General features: G+C 75.7%; 22 protein-coding genes. 12 read left to right on the top strand and 10 right to left on the bottom strand.

Features of this window, described 5'->3' with window-relative positions:
- Window positions 1-7: 7 nt before the first annotated feature.
- Window positions 8-2,389 carry a DUF6777 domain-containing protein gene (locus ACWIZO_RS25970; protein ID WP_448640458.1) on the bottom strand — a complete coding sequence of 794 codons (2,382 nt, stop codon included), beginning with the start codon at window positions 2,387-2,389 and terminating at the stop codon, window positions 8-10.
- Window positions 2,390-2,565: 176 nt separating this feature from the next.
- Here ACWIZO_RS25970 and ACWIZO_RS25965 point away from each other — a divergent pair, with 176 nt between their 5' ends.
- Complete coding sequence (locus ACWIZO_RS25965; protein ID WP_448640457.1) at window positions 2,566-3,372, top strand: SDR family oxidoreductase; 807 nt, start codon at window positions 2,566-2,568, stop codon at window positions 3,370-3,372.
- Between the two features lie 3 nt (window positions 3,373-3,375).
- Here the strand turns inward: ACWIZO_RS25965 and ACWIZO_RS25960 are convergent, their stop codons facing one another.
- Window positions 3,376-4,317, bottom strand: coding sequence for a S1C family serine protease (locus tag ACWIZO_RS25960; protein ID WP_448640456.1), 942 nt, complete (start codon window positions 4,315-4,317; stop codon window positions 3,376-3,378).
- A gap of 297 nt (window positions 4,318-4,614) precedes the next feature.
- Between ACWIZO_RS25960 and ACWIZO_RS25955 the strand changes: the two genes are divergently transcribed.
- Genes ACWIZO_RS25955 through ACWIZO_RS25945 form a run of 3 tightly spaced genes read left to right on the top strand, consistent with a single transcriptional unit; the run spans window position 4,615 to window position 7,747 of the window.
- Window positions 4,615-5,763 (top strand): carboxylate-amine ligase, encoded by a 1,149-nt coding sequence (locus tag ACWIZO_RS25955; RefSeq protein WP_448640455.1) that lies wholly within the window; start codon window positions 4,615-4,617, stop codon window positions 5,761-5,763.
- On the top strand, window positions 5,763-7,073 hold the full coding sequence (locus tag ACWIZO_RS25950; protein ID WP_448640454.1) for an erythromycin esterase family protein: 1,311 nt from the start codon (window positions 5,763-5,765) through the stop codon (window positions 7,071-7,073). Before ACWIZO_RS25955 ends, ACWIZO_RS25950 begins: the two co-directional genes overlap by 1 nt.
- On the top strand, window positions 7,070-7,747 hold the full coding sequence (locus tag ACWIZO_RS25945) for an alpha/beta hydrolase (protein WP_448640453.1): 678 nt from the start codon (window positions 7,070-7,072) through the stop codon (window positions 7,745-7,747). The genes ACWIZO_RS25950 and ACWIZO_RS25945 overlap by 4 nt, the downstream gene beginning before the upstream one ends.
- A 26-nt stretch (window positions 7,748-7,773) precedes the next feature.
- Here the strand turns inward: ACWIZO_RS25945 and ACWIZO_RS25940 are convergent, their stop codons facing one another.
- Window positions 7,774-9,225, bottom strand: coding sequence for an NAD(P)/FAD-dependent oxidoreductase (locus ACWIZO_RS25940; RefSeq protein WP_448640452.1), 1,452 nt, complete (start codon window positions 9,223-9,225; stop codon window positions 7,774-7,776).
- A 127-nt stretch (window positions 9,226-9,352) separates the two neighbouring features.
- Between ACWIZO_RS25940 and ACWIZO_RS25935 the strand changes: the two genes are divergently transcribed.
- The 7 genes from ACWIZO_RS25935 to ACWIZO_RS25905 all read left to right on the top strand — a co-directional run bounded on the left by ACWIZO_RS25935 (window position 9,353) and on the right by ACWIZO_RS25905 (window position 18,560).
- The gene (locus tag ACWIZO_RS25935) at window positions 9,353-10,036 is read left to right on the top strand and encodes an alpha/beta fold hydrolase (protein ID WP_448640451.1); all 684 of its coding nucleotides are present in this window, start codon (window positions 9,353-9,355) and stop codon (window positions 10,034-10,036) included.
- A gap of 1,002 nt (window positions 10,037-11,038) precedes the next feature.
- The gene (locus ACWIZO_RS25930) at window positions 11,039-12,205 is read left to right on the top strand and encodes an ROK family protein (RefSeq protein WP_448640450.1); all 1,167 of its coding nucleotides are present in this window, start codon (window positions 11,039-11,041) and stop codon (window positions 12,203-12,205) included.
- 166 nt (window positions 12,206-12,371) lie between these two features.
- Window positions 12,372-13,922: a sugar ABC transporter ATP-binding protein gene (locus tag ACWIZO_RS25925; RefSeq protein ID WP_448640449.1), complete on the top strand. Its 1,551-nt coding sequence runs from the start codon at window positions 12,372-12,374 to the stop codon at window positions 13,920-13,922.
- Window positions 13,919-15,094: an ABC transporter permease gene (locus ACWIZO_RS25920; protein ID WP_448640448.1), complete on the top strand. Its 1,176-nt coding sequence runs from the start codon at window positions 13,919-13,921 to the stop codon at window positions 15,092-15,094. Before ACWIZO_RS25925 ends, ACWIZO_RS25920 begins: the two co-directional genes overlap by 4 nt.
- A 154-nt stretch (window positions 15,095-15,248) precedes the next feature.
- Window positions 15,249-16,304, top strand: a complete 1,056-nt coding sequence (locus tag ACWIZO_RS25915; RefSeq protein ID WP_448640447.1) for a substrate-binding domain-containing protein — start codon at window positions 15,249-15,251, stop codon at window positions 16,302-16,304.
- A 60-nt stretch (window positions 16,305-16,364) separates the two neighbouring features.
- Complete coding sequence (locus ACWIZO_RS25910) at window positions 16,365-17,540, top strand: Gfo/Idh/MocA family protein (RefSeq protein WP_448640446.1); 1,176 nt, start codon at window positions 16,365-16,367, stop codon at window positions 17,538-17,540.
- 12 nt (window positions 17,541-17,552) lie between these two features.
- On the top strand, window positions 17,553-18,560 hold the full coding sequence (locus ACWIZO_RS25905; protein ID WP_448640445.1) for a sugar phosphate isomerase/epimerase family protein: 1,008 nt from the start codon (window positions 17,553-17,555) through the stop codon (window positions 18,558-18,560).
- 45 nt (window positions 18,561-18,605) lie between these two features.
- Here the strand turns inward: ACWIZO_RS25905 and ACWIZO_RS25900 are convergent, their stop codons facing one another.
- The 4 genes from ACWIZO_RS25900 to ACWIZO_RS25885 all read right to left on the bottom strand — a co-directional run bounded on the left by ACWIZO_RS25900 (window position 18,606) and on the right by ACWIZO_RS25885 (window position 20,961).
- Entirely contained in the window at window positions 18,606-19,025 is a 420-nt protein-coding gene (locus tag ACWIZO_RS25900; protein WP_446756681.1) for a hypothetical protein, read from the bottom strand.
- Complete coding sequence (locus ACWIZO_RS25895) at window positions 19,022-19,543, bottom strand: cupredoxin domain-containing protein (protein ID WP_448640444.1); 522 nt, start codon at window positions 19,541-19,543, stop codon at window positions 19,022-19,024. The genes ACWIZO_RS25900 and ACWIZO_RS25895 overlap by 4 nt, the downstream gene beginning before the upstream one ends.
- A gap of 102 nt (window positions 19,544-19,645) precedes the next feature.
- Window positions 19,646-20,587 (bottom strand): alpha/beta hydrolase family protein, encoded by a 942-nt coding sequence (locus ACWIZO_RS25890; protein ID WP_448640443.1) that lies wholly within the window; start codon window positions 20,585-20,587, stop codon window positions 19,646-19,648.
- Between the two features lie 17 nt (window positions 20,588-20,604).
- A complete protein-coding gene (locus ACWIZO_RS25885) occupies window positions 20,605-20,961 on the bottom strand; it encodes a hypothetical protein (RefSeq protein WP_448640442.1) in 357 nt (118 codons plus the stop codon).
- 197 nt (window positions 20,962-21,158) lie between these two features.
- Between ACWIZO_RS25885 and ACWIZO_RS25880 the strand changes: the two genes are divergently transcribed.
- A complete protein-coding gene (locus tag ACWIZO_RS25880) occupies window positions 21,159-21,554 on the top strand; it encodes a hypothetical protein (protein WP_448640441.1) in 396 nt (131 codons plus the stop codon).
- A gap of 39 nt (window positions 21,555-21,593) precedes the next feature.
- Here the strand turns inward: ACWIZO_RS25880 and ACWIZO_RS25875 are convergent, their stop codons facing one another.
- From ACWIZO_RS25875 to ACWIZO_RS25865, 3 genes are all read right to left on the bottom strand, one after another.
- Entirely contained in the window at window positions 21,594-22,118 is a 525-nt protein-coding gene (locus tag ACWIZO_RS25875) for a hypothetical protein (RefSeq protein ID WP_448640440.1), read from the bottom strand.
- 75 nt (window positions 22,119-22,193) lie between these two features.
- Window positions 22,194-23,807, bottom strand: coding sequence for a DEAD/DEAH box helicase (locus tag ACWIZO_RS25870; RefSeq protein WP_448640439.1), 1,614 nt, complete (start codon window positions 23,805-23,807; stop codon window positions 22,194-22,196).
- Between the two features lie 280 nt (window positions 23,808-24,087).
- Entirely contained in the window at window positions 24,088-25,107 is a 1,020-nt protein-coding gene (locus ACWIZO_RS25865) for a GlxA family transcriptional regulator (protein ID WP_448640438.1), read from the bottom strand.
- Window positions 25,108-25,173 lie beyond the last annotated feature (66 nt).

The following is a 25,173-nucleotide window of genomic DNA, read 5'->3' as shown; positions in this document are numbered from 1 at the left end:
CCGCCGGTCACGGGGTGCTCGTCCCCTCGTCCGTGGTGGGCGTGTCCGTGGTGGGCGTGTCCGTGGTGGGCGCCTCGTCGGCCGGCGTCGCGTCCGTGTCCTCGGTGGGCGTGTCCTCGGCGGGTGACTCCTGCGTGGGCGCATCCTCGCCGGCCGTGTCCTGGGTGGGCGCGTCCTCGCCGGGCGACTCCTGGGCGGGTGGCTCGTCGGCGGGTGGCTCGTCGGCGGGTGGCTCGTCGGCGGGTGGCTCGTCGGCGGGTGGCTCGGTGGTGGGTGGCTCGGTGGTGGGCGTCTCGCCGGCCGGTCGCCCGTCCGTGGTGGGGACCTGCTCGGCAGGTGTCTCGTCGACCGGCCCGTCCCCGGCCGGACCGTCGTCCGCCGGGGGATCGGCCGGCTGCTCCCCGCTGCCCCGTCGCGGCGGGTCGCCGCCCGAGGTGCCGCCCGTCCCGGGCCCGGGGTCGGGCGCCGACGACCCGCCGGACCCGCCGGACCTGCCGGCCGGCGCGGAGCCGTCACCGGTCGGGTCGTCGCCGGGTGACCCGGCGTCGGGCGGAACCGCGACCGACGGACCGGCCGACGTCGTGCCGGTGCTCGGCGGGGGTGGTGCCGGCTGCGTCCCGATGACGCGGGCCCGCTCCGCCAGGGCCGGGTCGGCCACGCTGTCGACGTCACCGGCCGTGCCCACCGGCCGCGTGGCCACCGCGCCGGTCGCGTCGTCGACGAGGACGAAGGCGGGCACGGGCGCCGGGCTGCTCTCGACCACGACGACGGTGTCTAGCGCGAAGCCGGGCCACGGATCGCCCCGGTACTCGGGGGAGGGGCGCGCAGCGGGTGGCCCGAGCGGGTTGCCGCAGACGCAGCGGACCTGCGGGACACCCGCGTCGTCGACCAGCACGGCGGTCCCGGCCTGCAGCACCGACTGGAACGGGGTCGCCCGTCCGTCGGCGAAGCCGTGGTTGGTGACCGCGGTGTCGAAGCGCAGCACGACCGGGGTGAGCGTGGCGAGGTAGTCGTCGATCTCCTCCGTCGGGACGTCCTCCACGCCGGCCCACGCGGCACCGCGGTCGGGGTGCTCGGCGAGGAACGCGACCATGCCCGCGGCGTCGCAGACCTCCTCCCCGCCGCCGCCGTACAGACCGGGCACGTCCCCCGTCACCGCGCCGCCGGGCGCGGCGACCGGCGTGCCCGCGCCCGGGCCGGGCTCGTCGGTCCCTGCGGACGGATCCTCCGTGGCGGACGTGGGTGCCGCGCCGCCGGAGGACGGGTCGTCCGTGCCGGCCGTGGTCCCCGTGCTGCCCTGCGCCGGGTCGTCCGTCCCCGACGCGGCGGCGGGCGTCCCCGGCGGCGGCTGCCCGGGCGTCGGGACGAAGGGGTCCCGGCCGGGGTCGTCGACCGACTCCACGGCGACCGGGGTCGGCGCCGGCGCGTCGGAGGCGTCGGAGGTCAGCTGGGTCGCGGCCACCCCACCCGCCCCGGCCAGCGCGAGCGCCCCGGCCAGCAGGGCCGCCGCCAGGCCGCGACGGCGTCCCGGCCGCGGCCCCGGCCGGGACGCCGTCGCGGAGCGGTGCCGCCCGCGGTCGGCTCCCGGTGCGGACCTGCCGCGGACGGTCCCCGCCGGGACGGCGGCCGCGGCCGGCGCGGGGCGGAGGGGAACGGTGTCCGGCGCCGGCGCGATCGCCGTGCGGGCGGCCCGCGCCAGGTCCCCGGCGCTCGGGGGGCGCCGGTCGGGGTCCTCGGCCGTGCCCCGGGCGACGACCGCCGCCAGCGCCGGCGGCACCGGCCCCGCACCCCCGGGCGGGGCGCCGGTGAGCAGCTCCCGCAGGAGGCAGGCCAGCGAGTACACGTCGGCCCGGGAGTCCGCGGGCCGCCCGGACAGCCGCTCGGGCGCGACGTACCCCGGGGACCCGTCGCCGACGGTGCCGAAGCCGACCAGGTGGCAGTGCGGGCGGGCGCTGTGCCCGGACAGCAGCACGGTCCCCGGCCGGACGTCGCCGTGCACCAGCCCGTGCGCGTGCGCGGCGTCGAGGGCGGCCGCCACCTGGCCGACGACGTCGACGGCCCGGCCGGCCGGCAGGGGACCCTCGGCGGCGAGCACCGCCGACAGGTCTCGTCCGTCGACGAGCTCGGTGTCCACGAACAGCCGGCCGTCGATCTCGCCGACCTCGTGCACGGGGACGACGTGGGCCTCGTCGAGCTGCGCGGCCAGGCCCCAGTCGCGGAGGAAGCGGGCGCGGAACCGCGGGTCGGCGCTGGGCCCGGGCGCCACGATCCGGAGCGCGACGGTCCGGTGGCGGTGGGTGTCCCAGGCACGGTGGACCTCGCCCGTGCGGCCGCGGCCCAGGAGCTCGTCGAGCTCGTAGGGGCCGAAGGTCTGGAGGGACAGGAGCATCTCCCGACGGAGCCTGAGCTGACGGGTGGCTGCGTCAGTTCCCCGAGTGTTCGTGCCGATCGGCGGGTCCGCCCGGGCGGCGGGGCGACGCGCGGGCCCGGACTCCGGTCGGTCGCGACCGGATCGCGCACGGTGGTCGCGCGGCGGGCACCGGCGGCCGCCCGCAGCATGGGGCCATGACGGATGCAGCCGGCCGCGTCGCGGTCGTCACCGGGTCGGAGTCGGGCATCGGGCGGGCCGTCGCGGTCGCGCTCGCCGAGCAGGGGTGCGACGTCGGCATCACCTGGTACCGGGACGAGGCGGCCGCGCAGGGGACGGCCGAGGAGGTGCGCTCGCGCGGCCGGCGCGCGGAGGTCCGCCCGGTCGACCTCACCGCGCTGCCGGGGGCCGCGGCGGTGGTCGACGAGCTGGCCGACGCGCTCGGCGGCATCGACGTCCTGGTCAACGACGCCGGCACCGGTCACGCGACGTCGGTCCTCGACACCGACTACGAGACCTGGCGCGAGGTTCTGGCCACCGACCTCGACGCGGCGTTCCTGTGCCTGCAGCGGGCGGCGAGGCGGATGGTGGTGGCCGGCCGCGGCGGGCGGATCGTGAACATCACCAGCGTCCACGAGCACCAGCCGCGCGTCGGCGCGGCGGCGTACTGCGCGGCCAAGGGCGGCCTGGGCCTGCTCACCCGGGTCGCGGCCATCGAGCTGGCCGAGCACGGCATCACGGTCAACGCCGTCGCACCGGGGGAGATCGCCACGCCGATGACCGGCCAGGAGGACGAGGACCCGACCGCGCCCGGCCACGAGCGGCCCGGCATCCCGGTCGGCCGCCCGGGGGACGCGCACGAGGTCGCGGCCGTCGTCGCCTTCCTCGCCTCGCCGCAGGCGTCCTACGTGACCGGGTCCTCCTACGCCGTCGACGGGGGCATGCTGCAGATGGGCCCGATGGCCGGCTCGCACCTCACCTCCGGCGACTGGCGCCGGCCGTGATGCTCAGCCGGTGAGCTCGGTGGGGACGGCGATGACGTCGACCATCGCGCCGCGCCGGTACACCGTCACCGGCAGCGGCCGCCCCACGGCCTCCCCGAACAGCAGCCGCTGCAGGCTCTGCGCCTCCGCGACGGGCGCGCGACCGGCCTCGAGCACGAGGTCGCCGGCGCGCAGCCCGGCTCGGTCGGCCGGTGAGCCGGCCACCACGTCGACCACGCGCAGCCCGCGGCGCCGCCCGGTGCGCTCGGCCAGCGCCGCCGGGAGCGGTGCCGGGCTGCTGACCAGACCCAGGTAGGCCCGGCGCACCCGGCCGTCGCGCACCAGCGTCGCCATGATCCGCCGCGTGGTGTCGTTGACCGGCACGGCGAGCCCGAGGCCCCACCCGGCCACGGCGGTGTTGATGCCGACCACCCGGCTCGCGGAGTCGGCGAGGGCGCCCCCGGAGTTGCCCGGGTTGAGGGCGGCGTCGGTCTGGATGACGTCCTCGACGACGCGCGCCGTCCGCCCGTCCCGCGTCGGCAGCGACCGGCCCAGGCCGCTGACCACGCCGGCGGTGACCGACCCGGCCAGCCCCAGCGGGTTGCCGACGGCGACGACGAGCTGCCCGACCCGCAGGTCGGCGGCGTCGCCGAGCACGGCCGGCTCCGGGGCGCCGTCGGCCGCCCGGACGACGGCGAGGTCGGACAGCGGATCGGTGCCCACGACCTCGACCGCCGTCTCGGTGCCGTCGCTGAAGACCGCGCGCCCGGAGCGCGCCCGGCCGACGACGTGGGCGTTGGTGAGCAGCAGCCCGTCGCCGGGGACGACCACCGCGGATCCCGCGCCGGGTCGGCCGTCGGGCGCGGTGACCTGCAGGGCCGCGACGTGCGGGGTGAGGTCGGCGGCCACCGCGGTGACCACCCGGGAGTAGGCGTCCAGTGCCGCGTCGGTGTCCGGTCGGGTCACGACGCACCTCCTTGATTACAACGTTGCACCAACCAGTGGACCCCTCGCCCGCCGGAGCTGCCACCCCCTGCGCTACGCCCACAGCGATCCGAGCGGCAGGTGTCCCTCGCGCACCGTCGTGCTCTGCCCACCCCTGTGGGCAGAGCACGAGGACACGCGGCACCCCTCCGGCGTCTCCTTCGAGCTCTGCCCACTCCTGTGGGCAGAGCACGACGGTGCTGGTGAGCAGGTGCGGGAGGGCCCCGGCGGCCGTAGCGTCGGGCTCCCCGGCGACCGGGACGGGCACCGAGGAGGGGCGTGCGCACCGACGGCGAGGACCCCGAGAGCGGCAGGGACGGCGACGCCGTCGGGCGCACCGTGGGCGTCGAGGAGGAGTTCCACCTCGTCGACCCCGGCACCTTCGAGCTGACGCCGGGGCCGCGGGCGTCGGCCGCGGCGCTGGCCGGCGAGGCCGGCCCGCACGTGCACCCGGAGATCGCGACCACGCAGCTGGAGACCGCCACCGGCGTCTGCACCTCGCTCGGGCAGCTGCGGGCCGAGCTCGTCGCCGCCCGCGCCGAGGCGTCCGGCGCCGCGGCGCGCGACGGGCTGGTGCTGCTGCCCGCCTCCACCCACCCGTGGGGCTCCTGGCACACGATGCCCGTCACGCCGGGGGACCGCTACGAGGCGATGGTGGAGCGCTGGGCCGGTCTCGCGCGGCAGCAGGACATCACCGGCTGCCACGTGCACGTCGGCGTCCCCGACCTCGACACCGTTGTCGCCGTCCTCGACCGCACCCGCCCCTACATCCCGGTGCTGCTGGCGATGACCGCCAGCTCCCCGTTCCACGACGGCGTGGACACCGGCTACGAGTCGTGGCGGACGCTGTGGTGGACCCGGTTCCCGCACGCCGGCGCGCCCGAGCCGCTCGGCGACGCCGACGGCTACCGCCGGGTGCTGGCCGCGCTGGTCGCCTCGGGCGTGGTCGAGGACGGCTCGCACCTCTACTGGGACGTGCGCCCCTCGGCCCGCCTGCCCACGCTGGAGTTCCGGCTCGCCGACGTCTGCACCACCCTCGACGACGCCGTCCTGCACACCGCGCTGGTGCGCTCGCTGGTGCGGGTGCTCGCCGGCCGGGCGCGGCGGGGCGAGCCGGTGCCCGAGCTGCGCCCCGAGGTGCTGCGGGCGGCGCGCTGGCGGGCCGCCCGCTCGGGTCTGTCCGGGCCTCTGTTCGACCCGCTGCGCTGCGAGCTGGTCGACCCGCGCGAGGCCGTCGGCGGGCTGCTCGCCGAGCTGGAGCCGGACCTGGCCGACGCCGGCGAGTGGGACGAGGTCACCGCGCGGGTGCAGGACCTCCTCGGCCGGGGTACCTCGGCGGCGCGGCAGCGGAGCACCTGGCTGCGCACGGGCGACCGCCGGGCGGTCGCCGAGCAGGTCGTCCGCGAGGGGGCGGCCGGGAGGGCCTGATGGACGGCGAGGGGATCGCAGGGCTCGCGCTCCCGCTGCGCGACGAGGGTGACCTCGACCCGCTCCTCGAGCGGATCGGGGACGCGCGGGTGGTGGCGGTCGGCGAGGCCACCCACGGCACGCACGAGTACTACGCGTGGCGGGCGGCGCTGACCCGCCGGCTGGTCACCGAGCACGGCTTCGGGCTGGTCGCCGTCGAGGGGGACTGGCCCGACTGCGCGCGGGTCGACCGCAGTGTGCGGCTGCGCCCCGGCGGCGACGAGGATCCTCGGACGGCGCTGGACGCGATCTCCCGCTGGCCGACCTGGATGTGGGCCAACGACGACGTCGTCGACTTCTGCCGCTGGCTGCGCGACCACAACGCCGGCCGCCCCGAGGGCGACCGCGTCCGCTTCGCCGGCCTGGACGTGTACAGCCTCTGGGACTCGATGCACGAGCTGCTGGCCTGGGTCCAGGAGCACGAGCCCGGCCACGTCGAGGCCGCGCGGCGGGCGCTGCACTGCTTCGAGCCCTTCGGGGAGGACGGCGCCGAGTACGCCTTCGCCAGCCGGTTCGCGCCCTCCACCTGCGAGGAGACCGTCGTCGACCTGCTGCGCCGGCTGTGCGGGGAGCGCGGGTCGGCGAGCAGCGGGGACGGCGCCGTCGATGCCGCCGTCGATGCCGTCGACGCCCGGTTCGCCGCGGAGCAGAATGCCGCCGTCGTCGCCGGGGCCGAGCGCTACTACCGCGCGATGGTGCGGGGCTCGGCGGAGTCGTGGAACGTCCGCGACGTGCACATGGCCGACACCCTCGACCGGCTGCTGGCGCACACCGGCGCGCGGGCCGTCGTCTGGGAGCACAACACGCACGTCGGGGACGCGCGGGCCACCGACATGGCCGACGCCGGGATGACCACCGTCGGGCAGCTGCTGCGCGAGCGGCGCGGCGCCGACGACGTCGTCCTGGTCGGTTTCGGCGGGCACCGCGGCGGCGTGGTCGCCGGCCGCGAGTGGGGTGCGCAGATGGAGCGGATGGCCGTGCCGCCGGCGCGGGAGGGGAGCCTGGAGGACCTGCTGCACGCAGAGCTGGGCCGCGACGCGCTGGTCGTCGTCCCGCGGGGCGAGCGCCCGGCCTGGCTGGGGCGCCCGCTCGGGCACCGCGCGATCGGCGTCGTCTACCGGCCCGAGCGCGAGCGCTGGGGCAACTACGTGCCCACCGTCCTCGGCGAGCGCTACGACGCCTTCCTGTGGCTGGAGGAGACCCGCCCGCTGCGGCCGCTGCACCTCGAGCGGGCCGACGAGCACGTGCCGCCGATGGCGCACGTCGAGTGAACCGTCCGGCCCGCGAGGGGCGCCTCGACGCGCGGCCCGGCCCGGCCCCGGCAGGACCGCCGCTGCGGCCCGGCACCTCAGCGCTCGACCTCGGCGGGCGCGGCGAGGCGCTGGTCGCGGTGCCGGGCGGGCCGCGCGGGCCCCGGCCGCTGCTGGTCTTCTGCCACGGTGCGGGCGGCAACGCCGGGCAGGGCCTGGCCGCGGTGGGGGCCGTGGCCGCCGCGCGCGGGGTCGCGGTGCTCGCCACCACCTCGGCCGCGACCACCTGGGACCTGCTCGCCGGCGGACTCGGCCGCGACGTCGCCGTCCTCGACGCCGCGCTGGAGCGGGTGGCGTCCGGAGTCGCGGTCTCGCGGGTGGCGCTGGGCGGCTTCTCCGACGGTGCGTCCTACGCCCTGTCGCTCGGGGCGGCCAACGGCGACCTGTTCGAGGCGCTGCTGGCCTTCTCGCCCGGCTTCGCCGCTCCGCCCGGCCGCGTGGGCCGGCCCCGGGTGTGGATCGCGCACGGCACTCGCGACCGGGTCCTCCCGGTGGAGCGCTGCGGCCGGCGGGTCGCCCGCGACCTGGCCGGGGCCGGCTACGACGTCGTCTACGACGAGTTCGACGGCGGCCACGTGGTGACCCCCGACCTGGTCACCGCCGCGCTGGACGCGTGGCTGGGCCCGCCCGGCTGACGCCGGACGGGCCCAGGGTCGTTCGTTCAGGCGGTGCGGCGGCCGACGAAGTCGCCCTGCTGGTCGGGGTTGACCGTCTCGGCCACGGCGGCGCCGTCCTTGGGGCCGCCGGTCTTGGACGCCTCGAAACCGGGGCCCAGCTTCTCCAGCGCCAGCCGGCCGTAGACCTGCTGCTGGGTGGCCACCCGCTGGGAGCGGCCGCGGCCCAGGAAGCTGACCATCCAGTGCAGCACCGTCGTCACCCGGCTCTTGAAGCCGATGATGTAGAAGAGGTGCACCACCAGCCAGATCACCCAGGCGGTGAAGCCCTCGAACTTCATCTTCTTGATGTCGGCGACGGCGGAGAACCGCGAGATCGTCGCCATGTTGCCCTTGTCGCGGTACCGGAACGGGCCCTGCGGGCCCTTGCCGGCCAGCCGCCGCCGGATGGCCTCGGCGGCGTAGCGCCCGCCCTGGATGGCGACCTGCGCGACGCCGGGGTACTTGTCCGGGTGGTTGGCCATGTCGCCGATGACGTGGATCTCGGGGTGGCCGGGCAGCGTCAGGTCCGACTGCACCGCGATCCGCCCGGCCCGGTCGACCTCGGCGCCGGTCTTGTCACCCAGCAGCCGGCCCAGCGGGGAGGCCTGCACGCCGGCGGCCCACACCTTGGTGGCCGCGGAGATGCGGCGCACCTGACCGTCGGAGTCCTTGACGGTCAGGCCGTCGGCGTCCAGGTCGGTGACCAGCGCGCCCAGCTGCACCTCGACGCCGATCTCGTTGAGGTGGCGGCGCGCCTTCTCACCCAGCTTCGGACCGAACGGCGGCAGCACCTGCGGCGCACCGTCGAGCAGGATGATCCGCGCCCTCTGCGGGTCGATGTTGCGGAAGTCGCGGCGCAGCGTGCGGTGCGCGAGCTCGGCGATCTGCCCGGCCATCTCCACCCCGGTGGGTCCGGCGCCGACGACGACGAAGGTCATCAGCCGGTCGACCTCGGCCGGGTCGGTGGCCAGCTCGGCCAGCTCGAAGGCGCCGAAGATGCGGCCGCGCAGCTCGAGGGCGTCGTCGATGCTCTTCATGCCGGGGGCGAACTCGGCGAACCGGTCGTTGCCGAAGTAGGACTGCCCGGCACCGGCGGCGACGACCAGCTCGTCGTAGGGGTGCACGGTGGTGCGGCCGAGCACCGTGGAGGTGACGGTGCGCGCGTCGACGTCGACGTCGACGACCTCGCCCAGCACCACCCGGGCGTTGGCCTGGTGGCGCAGCACCTCGCGGGTGGCCGGGGCGATCTCGCCCTCGGAGAGGATGCCGGTGGCCACCTGGTAGAGCAGCGGCTGGAACAGGTGGTGGCTGGTCTTGCCGATCACGGTGACGTCGACGTCGGCGCGGCGCAGCGCCTTGGCGGCGAACAGGCCGCCGAACCCGGAGCCGATGATGACCACCCGCGGCCGGCCGGGCGCGGAGCTGGCGGCGGCGGTGGGCGCAGGTGATGTCGTCATGACGACTGATCCTTCCCTGTCGGTGGGGCCGGTGTCCGGCGGCTGGCCGGGGCGGGCGGTGATCCCCGTCACGGCCGGTACCCGGCCCTGGTCGCGGCTCACGCCGTCGACCGGTACAACGAGGCCGGTGTCCGCCGTCATCCCGCGGGTGGTGCTCGTCCCGGGCCTGGGTCTCGACGGACGCTCGTCGGAGCGACTGCGCCGGCGGGTGGCCGCCGACGTCGTCCTCCTACCCGGGATGGGCCGTGCTGCACCCGTTCCGTCGCTGGACGTCCTGGCCGCCCGGCTGCGGGAGCGCCTGGGCGCCGGGCCGGTCGTGCTGGCCGGTCACTCGCAGAGCTGCCAGGTCGTCGCCGCGGCCGCCGTCGACCCGCGGGTGACCGCGGTGGTCCTGCTCGGTCCGACGACCGACCCGCGGCTGCGCGCGCTGCCCCGGCTGGCCGCCTGGTGGCTGCGGACGGCGCTCCGCGAGCCGTGGTGGCAGCTGCCGCTGGTCCTGGCGCAGTGGCTGTCGACCGGTCCGCGGGCGATGCGGGCGCTGTGGCGGGTCGCCGCGCCCGACCGCATCGATGCCAGGCTGCGCGCCGTCGGCGTGCCGGTGACCGTCGTCCGCGGCACCCGCGACCGGCTGTGCCGCGCCGACTGGGCCCGGCAGGTGGCCGCGGCCGCGCCGCGGGGCCGGGTGGTCGAGCTGCCCGGCGCGGCCCACATGACGGTGCAGACCCACCCGGACGACGTCGCTGCCGTCCTGCGGGCCGCCATCGGCTCCACGTGGTCGGCCGTGTGTCAAGGACACGACGAGACGCCGTAAACAGCACGGATTGCCCCAGGTGGACACCCAGCGGATCTGCTGGGACGAATTCCATCGATTACCCGGACTTGCTCGACTCGTCCGTGTCGAAGGCTGCAGTGACGGGCCTCACACGCCTTCAGGGGGAGTCGCGATGCGGGGTCGCAGAGCAGCTGTCGTCCTGGGAGCAACTGCTGCTCTCTTCGGTGCTCTTCCCACCTCGGCGGCCGTCGCGGCGCCGACTGGTTGTTCATACGCCTACAGCGCGTCGTCAGGCTGGTCGTATTGCTCGGGAGGGACCGGTCGGCACCGGGCCGTCCTCGACTGCAAGACCAGTAGCAGCAACATCACCTCCCAGTACCTGGGGCCGTGGACCTCTCCGGGCGCTCGGTCGAACGTCTATTGTGGGAGTGGTCAGTACGCGGTGCGCGCGAGCATCCTGTTGCAGGGGTGATCAGCAGTGCTGTGGTGGTGACCTGCTCATGTCCTTGGCCGGTGTGGGCAGGTCACCCCCGATGGTCTCGGGTGGTGTCGCCGATCTCCAGTTGACCCGTCTCATCTCGGCGACCATTTCCGCGATGCCCTGTCGATGGATGTGCGAGCACGTCACGCTCATTCGAGGATCGAGGGTGGTGTCCTTCTGTCCCGGGGGCTCCCGGTCAGGCGATGCCAGTGAGTGGAGTCGATGCACTTCGGCGTCTCGGCCGTGGACGATCCGCATCCCCGTGAACAGTGCGGCCGAACCTGTACTGACAGGTGATCTCGACGAGAACGACAGGGCGCACCGCTGGCGACCGGCACGAGTTCTCGAGTTCCTCCGAAAGGCAAGCGATCGGCCGTGCTGATCACTGCGGTGGCTGGCCTGTCTCGTTGCTCACCGAGATGCTCCCGGGTCTGTGGGTCTCACGGTGGTTGCGATGTCCATGGCCCTGGTCGCCGGTGGATTGAATGGCGGCGGTCACTCCGGCCAGCACTCCGGGCGCAGGGGTGAGCAGTGGCCTCATGGCGTGTCACGATGACCGCATGGCCTCCACCTCCGCCTCGGCCGGCGCGCTGCTGCACCACGTGCGCACCGGCCGCGCCCGGAGCCGGGCCGAGCTCGTCGCCCTGACCGGGGCCGCCCGCAACACCGTCAGCGCGCGGGTCGACCAGCTCATCGCCGCCGGCCTGCTCGAGGAGGGCGGCCGGGGCTGGAGCACCGGGGGGCGCCCGCCGACGCTGCTGCGCTTCAACAGCCGGGCCGGCTGCGTGCTCGCCGTCGACCTGGGGGTCACCAGCGTCGACGTCGCGGTCACCGACCTGTCCGCCCAGATCCTCGCCACGGTCGGACACCCGATCGACATCGCCGAGGGCCCGGGCCCCGTCCTCACCGAGGTCGACCGGCTGGCGCAACGGGTGCTCGCCGAGGCCGGCCTCACCCCCGCCGACGTCTGCGCCGTCGGGGTGGGGGTGCCGGGCCCGGTGGAGTTCTCGACCGGACGGCCCTCGCACCCGCCGATCATGCCGGGCTGGCACGACCACCCGATCCCCACCGCCTTCGGTCGCTACGGCTGCCCCGTCTTCGTCGACAACGACGTGAACGTCATGGCGCTGGGCGAGATGGGGGTCGCCGGCTCGGCGCAGGACGTCCTCGTGGTCAAGGTGGGCACCGGCATCGGCTGCGGGATCATCGTCGACGGCGAGGTGTACCGGGGTGCGCAGGGCAGCGCCGGCGACATCGGGCACATCCACGTGCCGACGCCGGACGGCCGCACCGTGCTGTGCCGGTGCGGCAACGAGAACTGCCTGGAGGCGCTGGCCGGCGGCGGGGCGCTGCTGCGCGACGCCGTCGCGGCGGGGCTGCCGGTGACCACCGCCCGCGAGGTCGTCGAGCTGGCCGCGCAGGGCGACGGCCCGGCCCTCGAGCTGGTCCGCCGGGCCGGGCGCACCATCGGGACGGTCCTCGCCGCGCTGGTCAACTTCTTCAACCCGCACCGGATCGTCATGACCGGCGGCGTCGCCCAGGCCGGTGCGCCGCTGCTGGCCGGCATCCGCGAGGCGGTCTACGGCCGGTCGATGCCCCTGGCCGCCCGTGCGCTGGAGATCACCGTCAGCGACGCCCCGGACCTCTCCGGCCGGGTGGGTGCCGCGCTCATGGCCATCCAGGGCTACCTCGACGAGGACTCGGTCCACCAGGCGCTCGCCCGCTAGTCCCCGCACCACCGCGCCCCGGCACCGGAGCGCTGCCCGGCAGGGGCGCGCCGGATCTCGGTTCGGTGACGCCGCGCGCACTCCCTTGACCCCGTGTGACTCCGTTCATATGGTCACCGCTGCACAGACTAATGGTCAGCGTTGAGCAGAAGTCGGAGGTGAGGCCATGCGTCCGGCGGACCCGCCGCTGCTGGAGATGCACGGCATCGTCAAGACCTTCCCGGGCGTGCGCGCGCTGGGCGGCGTGGACCTCGACGTCCGCGCGGGGGAGGTGCACTGCCTCCTCGGCCAGAACGGCGCCGGCAAGTCGACGCTAATCAAGGTCCTCGCCGGCGCGCACCAGCCCGACGAGGGCACCATCGGCTGGCGCGGCGAGCAGGTGCGGCTGTCGACCCCGCAGGCGTCCCTCGCGCTGGGGATCGCGACGATCTACCAGGAGCTCGACCTGGTCGCCGGGCTCACCGTCGCCGACAACGTCCTCCTCGGCCGTGAGCAGGCCTCGTTCGGGTTCGTGCGGCCCCGGGAGACCAACCGCCGCGCCGCGGAGCTGCTCACCCGGCTCGGCCACCCCGAGATCCGGCCCGGCGCCGAGGTCGGCTCGCTGCCGGCCGCGTCGCAGCAGATGGTGAGCATCGCGCGGGCGCTGTCGCAGGACGCCCGGCTGATCATCATGGACGAGCCCTCCGCCGTCCTCGACAACGAGGAGGTCGAGCGGCTGTTCGCGGTCATCCGCGAGCTCACCGCCGACGGCGTCGCCGTCGTCTACATCTCCCACCGGCTCGAGGAGATCCGCCGGATCGGCGACCGGATCACCGTCCTCAAGGACGGCCGCACCGTCGCCACCGGCCTGCCGGCCCGCGAGACGCCGACCCGCGAGGTCATCACCCTGATGACCGGCCGGGACATCGAGTACGTCTTCCCCGAGCGCGGGCGGCGCCCCGCGGCCGGTGCCGAGCCGGTGCTCGAGGTCGAGGACCTGGCCCTGCGCGGCTCCTTCTCCGGCGTCTCGTTCGCCGTGCGCCCGGGGGAGATCGTCGGCCTCGCCGGGCTGGTCGGCTCGGGCCGGTCGGAGATCCTCGAGACCGTCTACGGCGCCCGCCGCGCCACCGGCGGCACCGTCCGCGTCCACGGCCGCCGGCTGCGGGCCGGGGACGTCGGCGCCGCGGTGGCGGCCGGCGTGGGGCTGGCGCCCGAGGAGCGCAAGAGCCAGGCCCTGCTGCTGGGCGAGTCCGTCGCCCGCAACATCAGCATCTCCAGCCTGGCCCGCTTCGCCCGCGCGGGCCTGCTGTCCGGCGCCGCGGAGCGGCAGGCGGCGCGCGAGCAGGTCACCGCGCTGGAGGTCCGCCCGGCCGACGTCACCCGCGAGGTCCGGACACTGTCGGGCGGCAACCAGCAGAAGGTCGTGCTCGCCCGCTGGCTGCTGCGCGAGTGCCGGGTGCTGCTGCTCGACGAGCCCACCCGCGGCGTCGACGTCGGGGCGCGCTCGGAGATCTACGCGCTGGTGCGCGCCCTCGCCGACCGCGGTGTCGCGGTGGTCGTCGTCTCCAGCGAGATCCCGGAGGTGCTCGGTCTGGCCGACCGGGTCCTCGTCGTCGCGGAGGGCCGGGTGCTGGCCGAGGAGCCGGCCACGGCCCTCGACGAGCACCGCGTGCTCGACCTGGTCATGGAGGGGACGTCGACGCACGGCGTCCCGGTGCACGAAGGGGACGTCGCATGAGCGGGCAGGGCATGAGCGAGGGCAGCACCGCGGTGGCCGCGGGGACGCCGGAGGCCGACGCCGGCCGGAACCGGCCGGGAGGCGGTCCGCTGGGTGGTCCGGTCGGCCGCAACCTCGGCCTCGTCGTCGCGCTGGTCATCCTGTGCGTCGTCGGCATCGCCACGGCCGGTGACCGGTTCGCCAGTGTCGACAACGTCCTGACCATCCTGCGGGCGGCCTCGGTCATCGGCGTGGTCAGCGTCGGCATGACGTTCGTGATCATCGGCGGCGGCATCGACCTGTCGGTCGGCGCGCTGGTGGCGCTGTCCTCGGTCTGGGCCACCACCCTGGCCACCCAGCAGCTGGCCGAGGACGTCCACTGGATCGTCATGGTCTCCACCGCGGTCGTCGTCGGCGCGGTCGCGGGGCTGGTCAACGGCGTGGTCATCGCCTACGGGAGACTCGCCGCGTTCATCGCGACCCTGGCGATGCTCGCCGCGGCGCGTGGCCTGGCCGAGATCATCGCCAACCGGCGCACGCAGATCGTGCGGGACCAGGACTTCCTGTCCTTCTTCTCCGGCGACGTGCTCGGCGTCCCGACGCTGGTCGTCATCTTCGCGCTGGTCGCCCTCGCCGGGTGGGTGGTCCTCAACCGGACCACGTTCGGCCGGCGCACCTTCGCCGTCGGTGGCAACGCCGAGGCCGCCCGCCTCGCGGGCATCCGGGTGCAGCGGCACACCGTCTGGCTGTACGTGCTGTCCGGCGTCTGCTGCGGCGTCGCGGCCGTGATGCTCATGGCCCGCACGACCACCGGCAGCTCGACGCACGGCACCCTCTACGAGCTCGACGCCATCGCCGCGGTGGTCATCGGCGGGACGCTGCTCATCGGCGGCCGCGGCACGATCGTCGGCACCGTCCTCGGCGTCGTCATCTTCACGACGCTCGGCAACGTCTTCACGCTCAACAACCTGTCGAGCTCGGCGCAGGCCGTGGCCCGCGGCGTGATCATCGTGCTCGCCGTCCTGCTCCAGCAGCGCCTGGCCACCGGCGGCTTCGGCTTCCGCCGCCCGACCGCCGGACCACCGTCCGGTGGCCTCCCCGCGACCGGGTCACCGGCGGGGGCCGTCTCCGGCGGCGCCGCCGACGGCGGCCCGGGTGGCGCCCGCCCGGCCGCCACCGGCACGACCCGCTGACCCTCCCGGCACGCGTCCCCGCGCGCCGGGGCGCACCACACACGCACCTCACAGCGCACCTCACAGCGCACCGCACACCGCACCACCCGCCGGACCGCCGTCCGGTGGCGCCCGTCCCTGCTCCCGGACAGGGGGCGACACCCGAGGAGAGAGCATGTCTGCAACGAGGCAGCGTCCGTTCCGCCGCCTGCCCCACGCCACGGTCGCGCTGCTCAGCGCGGGCGTGCTCGTGGCCGGCTGCACCAGCAACACCCCCGAGGACAGCGGCAGCAGCGGGAGCGGCAACCAGGCCGCCAGCGACAACGACGAGACCGGCGACACCGTCACCATCGGCTTCTCCGCGCCGGCCGCCGACCACGGCTGGATCGCCGGCATCACCGAGAACGCCCGCGCCCAGGCCGACCAGTACGAGGACGTCGACCTCGTCGTCGCCGAGGGCACCAACGACGTCAGCGCCCAGATCAGCCAGGTGGAGACCTTCATCAACGACGGCGTCGACGCCATCGTGTTGCTGCCCTTCGACGGCGCCGCGCTGACCCCGGTGGCGCTGCAGGCCATGGAGGCCGGCATCCCGGTCATCAACGTCGACCGCGAGTTCGACAGCCCGTTCGCCGCCCGCGCCACGGTCCTCGGTGACAACTACGGCATGGGCGTCTCGGCCGGCACGTACATCTGCGAGCAGCTCGGTGACAACCCGGACGCCGTCGTCGCCGAGATCGCCGGCATCGACTCGCTGCCGCTGACCCAGGACCGCAGCCAGGGCTTCGCCGACGCGCTGGCCGGGTGCGGGCTCGACGTCGACAACCGGGTCGCGGCCGACTTCACCGTCGAGGGCGGTGAGGAGGCGGCCTCCAACCTGCTGCAGGCCGCGCCGCAGATCGACGCCATCTGGAACCACGACGACGACCAGGGCGTCGGCGTGCTGGCCGCCATCGAGAGCGCCGGCCGCGACGAGTTCTTCATGGTCGGCGGCGCCGGCTCGGCCAACGCCATGCGCGAGATCCAGTCCGGCGACTCGGTGCTGCAGGCGACGGTCATCTACCCGTCCACCCAGGCCGCCGACGGCGTCCGGCTGGCCCGGCTGCTCGCGCAGGACAAGGCCCTGTCCGACCTGGTCGAGACCGAGATCCCGCGGCAGATCGTGCTCAACGCGCCGGTCGTCACCGCGGACAACGTCGACCAGTACATCGACAGCGCCTTCGAGTCCTGATCCGCCCGGGCGGGGCCGCCGGTGCACGCCGGCGGCCCCGCCCCTCCCCGGGGAGTCCCCTTGACCTCACCTGACCGGCCGACCCTCGGGGTCGGCCTCATCGGACACGCCTTCATGGGCGCGGCGCACTCGCAGGCCTGGCGCACCGCCCCCCGCTTCTTCGACCTGCCGCTGCGCCCGGAGCTCACCGTCCTCGCCGGCCGCGACCGGGACCGGGCCACCGACGCCGCGGCCCGGCTGGGCTGGGCGTCGGTGGAGACCGACTGGCGGCGGGTCCTCGAGCGCGACGACGTCGCCCTCGTCGACGTGTGCACCCCCGGCGACACCCACGCCGAGATCGCGATCGCTGCCCTGGAGGCCGGCAAGCACGTCCTGTGCGAGAAGCCGCTGGCCAACTCCGTGGCCGAGGCCGAGGCGATGACCGCCGCGGCCGAGAGCGCCGCCGCCCGCGGCGTCCGCTCGATGGTCGGCTTCACCTACCGCCGCGTGCCGGCGATCGCGCTGGCCCGCCGGCTGGTCGCCGAGGGCCGGATCGGCCAGGTGCGGCACGTGCGCGCCCAGTACCTCCAGGACTGGATCGCCGACCCCGCGGCCCCGATGTCGTGGCGGCTGGAGAAGGACAAGGCCGGGTCGGGCGCGCTCGGCGACATCGGCGCGCACATCGTCGACCTCACCCAGCACGTCACCGGCGAGACGCTGACCGGCGTCAGCGCGCTGCTGGAGACGTTCGTCGAGGAGCGGCCGCTGCCGGCCGCGGCCGGGTCGCTGTCCGGCGTCGCCGGGGAGGGCACGGGCCGGGTCACCGTCGACGACGCCGCGGTGTTCCTCGGCCGGTTCAGCGGCGGCGCGCTGGCCACCTTCGAGGCGACCCGCTTCGCCCTCGGCCGCAAGAACGCCCTCCGCGTCGAGGTCAACGGCTCGGAGGGCAGCCTGGCCTTCGACTTCGAGGACATGAACGTCCTGCAGTTCTTCGACGGCTCCGAGCCCGCCGAGCGGGCCGGCTTCCGCCGCGTCCTCGTCACTGAGCCCGGGCACCCCTACGTGTCGGCCTGGTGGCCGGCCGGGCACGGCCTCGGCTACGAGCACGGCTTCACCCACCAGGTCGTCGACCTGCTCACCGCCATCGCCAAGGACGAGGACCCGGCCCCGTCCTTCGCCGACGGCCTGCAGGTGCAGCGGGTGCTCGACGCGGTCGAGCGCAGCGCGGCGGCCGACTCCGTGTGGACCCGGATCTAGAGAGGACCCCCCATGCCCCGTCCCGTCACCCTGTTCACCGGCCAGTGGGCCGACCTGCCCTTCGAGGAGGTGGCCCGGCTCGCCTCCGAGTGGGGCTACGACGGCCTGGAGATCGCCTGCTGGGGCGACCACCTCGACGTCGAGAAGGCCGCGAACGACGACTCCTACGTGCAGCAGAAGCTCGACCTGCTCGAGAAGCACGGCCTGTCCGTCTTCGCCATCTCCAACCACCTCAACGGCCAGGCCGTCTGCGACGACCCGATCGACGAGCGCCACCGCGGCATGGTCCACCCACGCGTGTGGGGCGACGGCGACCCCGAGGGCGTCCGGCAGCGGGCGGCCGAGGAGATGGAGCTGACCGCCCGCGCCGCGGCGAGGCTCGGCGTGCAGACCGTCGTCGGGTTCACCGGGTCGGCGATCTGGAAGACCGTGGCGATGTTCCCGCCGGTGCCCGAGTCGATGGTCGAGGCCGGCTACCGCGACTTCGCCGACCGGTGGAACCCGATCCTCGACGTCTTCGACGAGGTCGGCGTCCGCTTCGCGCACGAGGTGCACCCCTCGGAGATCGCCTACGACTACTGGACGACGGTCCGCACCATGGAGGCGATCGGGCACCGCGAGGCCTTCGGGCTGAACTGGGACCCGAGCCACTTCGTATGGCAGGACCTCGACCCGGTGTCGTTCATCTGGGACTTCAAGGACCGGATCTACCACGTCGACTGCAAGGACGCGAAGAAGCAGGTCGGCAACGGCCGCAACGGCCGGATGGGTTCGCACCTGCCCTGGGCCGACCCGCGGCGCGGCTGGGACTTCGTGTCCACCGGCCACGGTGACGTCCCGTGGGAGGCGTGCTTCCGGATGCTCAACACCATCGGCTACGACGGGCCGATCTCGGTGGAGTGGGAGGACGCCGGCATGGACCGCCTGGTCGGCGCCCCCGAGGCCCTGGCGTTCGTGCGCCGGCTGGCCTTCGACCCGCCGGCCGCCGCCTTCGACGCCGCGTTCTCCAGCGGCAACTGAGGAACCGGGCGGTGGACGTCCCCCCTCACCGTCCACCGCCCGGGGTCAGCGGCCGGCCCGCCGGCGGGTGAGGACCGCGAGCGCGGTCAGGACGACCACCGCGGCGGCCTCCACCCAGAACGACTCCCACCACAGGCTCGCCACGGTGCTCTCCACGAAGCCGAACAGCCCGACCGTCGTCGACAGGACCAGGGCGGCCAGCGACCCGGCGGCGAACACGGCGCCGAGCAGCGCCGCCCAGACCACCAGGCGCGGCGGGGCGACGAGCAGCAGGAGCGCGCCACCGGCGGCGAGCACCGTCTGCACCAGGAACGCCGGGCCGATCACCTCGATGGTGTCGTAGCCGGTCTGCCACAGGTAGCCGTGGATGACGGCGATCGCCGCCAGCAGCGCGGCGCCGACCAGCCGCAGCACCCCGATCGCGATGCCGGTCCGCGGCGTCCTGGTCGCGGTGCCCCCGGTCATGCGCCGACCGTCACGTCGGTCTCCATGCCCATGGCCCGGTGGTTGGCGACGGAGCAGTAGAAGACGTAGTCGCCCTCCTCGAGGGTGACCTCGAGCGTGGCCGACGCGCCCGGCGCGATGTTCTCGGTGGCGGCGACGTCCGAGCCGTCCCGCTCGACCACCAGGTCGTGGGTGGCGTTTCCCTCGTTGACCACCTCGATGGTGTAGCTGCCCGGGGTGAGGGTGTCCTCGGAGAGCTCGATGTACATCTCGCCCTCGGTGGCGGTGAGGGTCTGCGCCTGGGCCTCGGTGGGTGCCGTGGTCGCCGGCGGCGCCGGCGCGGCGGTGGTGGTCCCGGCGGCCGCACTGCCCTCGGGCGCCGCGCTGCTCGTGGTGGCGCTCGCCGACGTCGCGCCGGTCGAGGCGGCGTCCGCGGCCTCGGCGCCGTCGTCGCCGCCCGAGCACGCGCTCAGCAGGCCGACGCCGAGGGCCAGGACGAGCGCCGCGCTGCGGCGGGTGGAGCGGGTGGGGTGGGACACACGAGCCTCCTCGGAGCCGACGGTGGTCCCGCGCCGTCGGCGACACCCCGTCCCGCGGATACTGCAACCTTCAGGCAGTTTGCGGAACCCCGGTCCGGCGCGTCACGACGGGAACGGCACGGCACACACCCGTCGGCACCAGCCCACCACGGCCGAAAGCACGTCCGGGTCGACCGGACGGCGCAGCTCGCTGCGGTAGCCGCGCACCGAGGCGGGGCCGGTCCGGCGGCGCAGCGTGTGCGTGAGGTCGGGCACCAGCAGGGTCTCCACCGGTCCCCGGACGGTGGCGGCCACCACCTCGAGGTCGTCCGGTGGCACCTGGAGGTCCTTGCTCCCGGTCACCGCCAGGACGGGGACCTCCAGCGCGGCGAGGTCGCGCCGCGGGTCGTGCACCAGGAACTCCCGGTGCCACCGCGCGTTGAGGCGCACGCCCCCGATGCGCGCGACGTCGGTGGTCGTGGCCAGGATCCGCTGGTGGTTCGCGGCCACCTTCCGCTCCAGGTCGGTGCGCAGCAGCCGCAGCAGGCCGCGGACGGGCGCCGGCAGGGTGGGCCCGATCTGCCGCGCCTGCCAGCGCAGCAGGTCCCCTCCCGGCCGCGCCGACGCGGCCAGGAGGACGACGCCGGCCACCGGGACCCCGCGCGCGGCCACGGCCGCCGACAGCAGGGCGCCCTCGCTGTGTCCGGCCAGCACGACCCGGTCGCCGTCGACCTCGTGCCGGGCGGCGAGCACGTCCCGGGCGCGGGCGAGGTCGTCGGCGAGGTCGTGCAGCCCGGCCCGCCGCCAGTCGCCCGGGGTGCCGCCGACGCCGCGCTTGTCGTAGCGGAGCGAGGCCAGCCCGGCGTCGGCGAGGGCGTGCGCCAGCGCGCGGGTGACGCCGAAGCGGGCCCGCCGGTGGTCGGAGTCGCGGTCTAGCGGTCCGGAACCGGGCGCGAGCAGCACCGCCGGCGCCGGGCCCGGGAGGCGCGGGAGGGCCAGGGTGCCGGCCAGCGGCGGAGAGCCGGGCACCGTCACGGGCACCGCGCGCACGGGCACCTCGCGCACGGGCACCTCGTGCACGGTCACCGGAGGGCGAGGCGTGCGGCCACGTCGGCGGCGACGGCGGCCGCGTCGTCGCTCGACACGAGGACCGTGTCGTAGCGCTGCCCCGCGAGCTCCACGCGCACGGCCGGGCTGCCGCGGCGCGCGCTCACCAGGGTCCGGTGGCCGCGCCGTCGCCACGTCCCGATCAGCCGCAGACCCGGGAGGCCGAGTCCGGGCGCGCGCAGCCCGCGGGCTGCGGCGATGCCGTCGGGCACGACGGTCGCGGAGCGCACCGCGGTCAGGGGCACCTCGAGGTCGCGCAGCAGTCCGAGGACCCGCTCGGCCCGGGTGAGGGAGACGCGCAGCGTCCCGGATGTCGTCTCGATCGTCGCCATGGCACCATGGTTCTCACAAGTGACACCGTTGTCAATAGTGAGAGAGGTGGCGGGCGTGGCGACTGCCAACCTGCTGCTGCACCCGGTGCGCCTCCGGGTCGTGCAGGCCCTCCTGGGAGACCGGGCGCTGACCACCGGAGAGCTGCACGCGGAGCTTCTCCGACGTCCCGGCCGCGACGCTGTACCGGCACGTCAGGGTGCTCGCCGGTGCCGGCGTCCTGCAGGTGGTCGCCGAGCGACGGGTCCGCGGCAGCACCGAGCGCACGTACCGGCTCGTGGCCGACGCCGCCTCGGTCGGGCCCGGGGAGGCGGCGTCGATGACCGCCGAGGAGCACCGGCGGGCGTTCGGGACGTTCGTCGCCGCCCTGCTGGCCGACTTCGACCGCTGGGTCGACCGGGCCGCGGACGTCCCGGGCGGGCTGGATCCCGCCCGGGACGGTGTCGGCTACCGGATGGCCGGCCTCTGGCTCGACGACGAGGAGTTCACCGGCCTGCTCGAGGAGGTGCGGCAGGTGCTCCGCGCACGGATGGCCAACGAGCCGGGCGGGAACCGGGTCCGGCGACTGGTCGGGACGGTGTTCCTCCCCGGCTGACCGGGGTCCGGCGCGGGTCCGCGCCGGCGCCCGGCTCGCTCAGGCGGCGGCGCGGGCGGTCCTCCGCTCGGCCCGGCGCTCGGCCCGGGCGACCCGTGCGTTGGCCTTGGCGAGCGTCTTGGCGGCCTTGCTGACCCGCCTGCCGCCCCGGTCGACGGTGCCGCGGGTGAGCAGGCCGACACCGATGCCGAGCAGCCACACGTCCTTGGCGATCGACAGGCCCTGCTCGGTGGGCGCCAGGCTGCCCTCCTTCCGCATGCCCGGCGTCCTGAGGTACAGGCCGAGCAGGCCACCGGCGAACCCGGTGAGGGCGGCACCGGCGAGGGCGGTGGGCACGAACGGGGTCAGCAGGGCCGCCCCGATGACGATCTCCGCCGTCGAGACGGCCTGCACGAACTGCCGCGGCTCGACGCCCTGCAGGAAGGGGTATGTGCCGGTGGCGAAGCCGTGCAGGCCGGCTGCGGTCTGGTCGTCGGCGGCGCGCTTGCCCAGCCCGCTGTTCAGGATGAAGGCGCCCGCCGAGATCCGCGGGCCGATCTCGGACAGGGTGATGGGCAGGGCCACGGGGTACCTCGCGGGGTCGTCGGGACGGTCGGGAGCACTCTTCCCGACCGTCCCGACGACGACACGCGCGGGAGGTCAGCGACCGCCGCGCCGCCCTCTACCGCTGAACGAGGCGGCGGAGTGGGTGCCGGCCCGGGCGGCCAGCTCGGCGCGGGTGCGCGCCGGGCCGGTGGCGCGGCCCGAGCTCCCGCCGGCTGCCGAGCCGCTGCGGCCGCCGGACGCCGGGCTGGCGGGGGACCCGCCGGACCCGCCGCCGGAACGACGCCGACGGCCGCCGCCACCCTGGCCCTGCGGCTGCGGCTGCGGCTGCGGGGCAGGCGCCGGGGCCGGCTCGACGTACGGGGCGGCCGGGCCGGTGAGTTCGGTGATCTGCGCGGCGCCGGGCCGCACCTGGCTCACCGTCGGGGTGATGCCTGCCTGGCGGGCCAGCGTGCGCACCTCGCCGGCCTGGTCGGGCGTGGAGACGGTGACCACCGTGCCGCCGGCACCGGCGCGGGCGGTGCGCCCGGAGCGGTGCAGGTAGGCCTTGTGCTCGGCGGGCGGGTCTACGTGCACGACGAGCGCGACGTCGTCGACGTGGATCCCGCGCGCGGCGATGTCGGTCGCGCACAGCACCCGGGTCTCCCCGGAGCTGAACGCCTCGAGGTTGCGCTCGCGCGCGTTCTGGCTGAGGTTGCCGTGCAGGTCGACGGCCGGGACGCCCGCGGCGGTCAGCTGCTTGGCCAGCTTCTTGGCCTGGTGCTTGGTGCGGGTGAACAGCACGCTGCGGCCCAGCCCGGAGGCCAGCTGGCGGACCACCTCCGGCTTGTCGGCCGCGGCCACCTGCAGCACGTGGTGCGTCATGGTCGCGACCGGGGCGACGGCCGGGTCCACCGAGTGGGTGGTCGGGTCGGTCAGGTAGCGCTTGACCAGGACGTCGACGCCGTTGTCCAGCGTGGCCGAGAACAGCAGCCGCTGGCCGGTCTTCGGCGTCCGGTCCATGATCCGCTTGACGCCGGGCAGGAAGCCGAGGTCGGCCATGTGGTCGGCCTCGTCCAGGACGGTGATCTCGACGGCGCCGAGGTCGCAGTGACCCTGGCCGATGAGGTCCTCGAGCCGGCCGGGACAGGCGATGACGACGTCGACCCCGCGGGCCAGCGCCTGCACCTGCGGGTTCTGGCCGACGCCACCGAAGATCGTCGTCGCGTTCATGCCGAGCGCCCGCGCCAGCGGGTCGACGACGGCGAGGACCTGGTTGGCCAGCTCGCGGGTCGGGACGAGCACCAGGGCACGCGGCCGCCGGGCCTGCCGGCGGCTGTCGGAGGTCGCCAGGCGGGCGACCAGCGGCAGGCCGAACGCCAGCGTCTTGCCCGAGCCGGTGCGGCCGCGGCCGAGGACGTCGCGGCCGCCCAGCGAGTCGGGCAGCGTCGCGACCTGGATGGGGAAGGGCGCGGTGATGCCGCTGGCGCCGAGCACCTCGACCAGCGGCGCGGGCACGCCGAGCGCCTCGAACGTGGTGTCGGTGGGCAGCACGGTGGCGACGTCGCCGGCGGGGACGACGGCGGGGACGACGGCAGGGGCCGGCGCGGCGGTGGCCGTGGTCGGGCGCTGCTCGGGGGTCGGGGTGACCCCGGCGCCGCGGCCGCGGCCGCCGCGACGTCGGCGCGGCCGGGAGCCGGCGGTGGGGGAGGGGGACTGCGGGGAGGTCATCGGTTCCTCGGGCGGTTCGGGTCGCCGTCCCCGGTCACCGCACGCGGGCGCACGCCGGCCCCGGGCTCGGGGCGGGTCGCGCCGTCGGCGACGTCGGACGGCCGGGCGCGCCTCGGTGGCGCTGCACCAGCCCGACGTCGAGTCCTGTGCTCCGGATGAGCGAGGGCGGCGCCGGTACGTCCCACTCAACCAGACGCGGCCCCCACACCTGCCCTCCGGCGCGGGAGTCGCGCGTCACACCTCACCCGTCCGGGGGCGGCCGCGCGGCGGTGGTGGCTGCTCAGGCGCCGCGGAAGGTGCGGCGGTAGGTGCCCGGCGGCACCCCGATCGCGGCGCGCAGGTGGGCGCGCAGTGAGGCCGGCGTGCCGAACCCGGCGTCGGCGGCCACCCGGTCGACGGGGGCGTCGGTGGACTCCAGCAGCCGGCGGGCCAGCGCGATCCGCTGCCCGGCGAGCCAGCGCTGCGGCGACACCCCCGTCTCCTCGCGGAACCGGCGGGTGAAGGTGCGCACGCTCATCCGCGCGTGCCGGGCGAGGTCGGCGAGGGTCAGCGGCTCGCCCAGGTGCTCGACCGCCCAGGCCCGCGTGGCCGCCGTCCCGGCGCCACCGGCCACGGGCACCGGCCGCTCGACGAACTGCGACTGCCCGCCCTCCCGCCACGGCGCGACGACGTTGCGCCGCGCCACCCGGTTGGCCACCTCGCTGCCGTGGTCGCGCCGCACGAGGTGCAGCAGCAGGTCGATGCCCGCCGCCACCCCGGCCGACGTCAGCACGTCGCCGTCGTCGACGAAGAGGACGTCGGCGTCGAGCCGGACGGCGGGGAAGGTGCGGCGGAAGGCCTCGGCGTCGCGCCAGTGCGTGGCCGCGGGGCGGCCGTCGAGCAGCCCGGCGGCGGCCAGCACCGAGGCGCCGGTGCAGATCGACACCATCCGGGCGTGCCGCGCGGCGTCGCGGACGGCCGCGGCCAGCCCGTCGGGGATGCGCCCCTCCCGGACGACGGGGCCGCCCATGATCCCGGGCACCACGACCGTGTCGGCCTCGGCGAGCACCGACCCGTCGTGCTCCGGCAGCACCGAGAAGCCGTCGGCCGTGCGGACCGGGCGCCCGTCGAGGGTGGCCACGCGCACCCGGTACAGCGGCCGGCCGGCGTCGTCCTCGGCCAGGCCCAGCAGCCGGTGGGGGAGGCCCAGCTCGAAGCCGACGACGCGGTCGACGGCGAGGACGACCACCTCGTGCGGCCGGGACGGTGTCGTGGCCGGACCCGGGCCTGGTGTCGTGGCCGGACCCGGGCCTGGTGTCATGGCCGGATCCTTGCAGGTGTTGGCCGTCGGGCCACTGGTCCGGGCACCGGGCCGTGGGTCATGCTC

The sequence above is a fragment of the Geodermatophilus sp. URMC 63 genome, assembly GCF_053502565.1.
The sequence above is the reverse complement of the archived record's forward strand: the minus strand, read 5'-3'. Positions and strand labels throughout refer to the sequence as shown.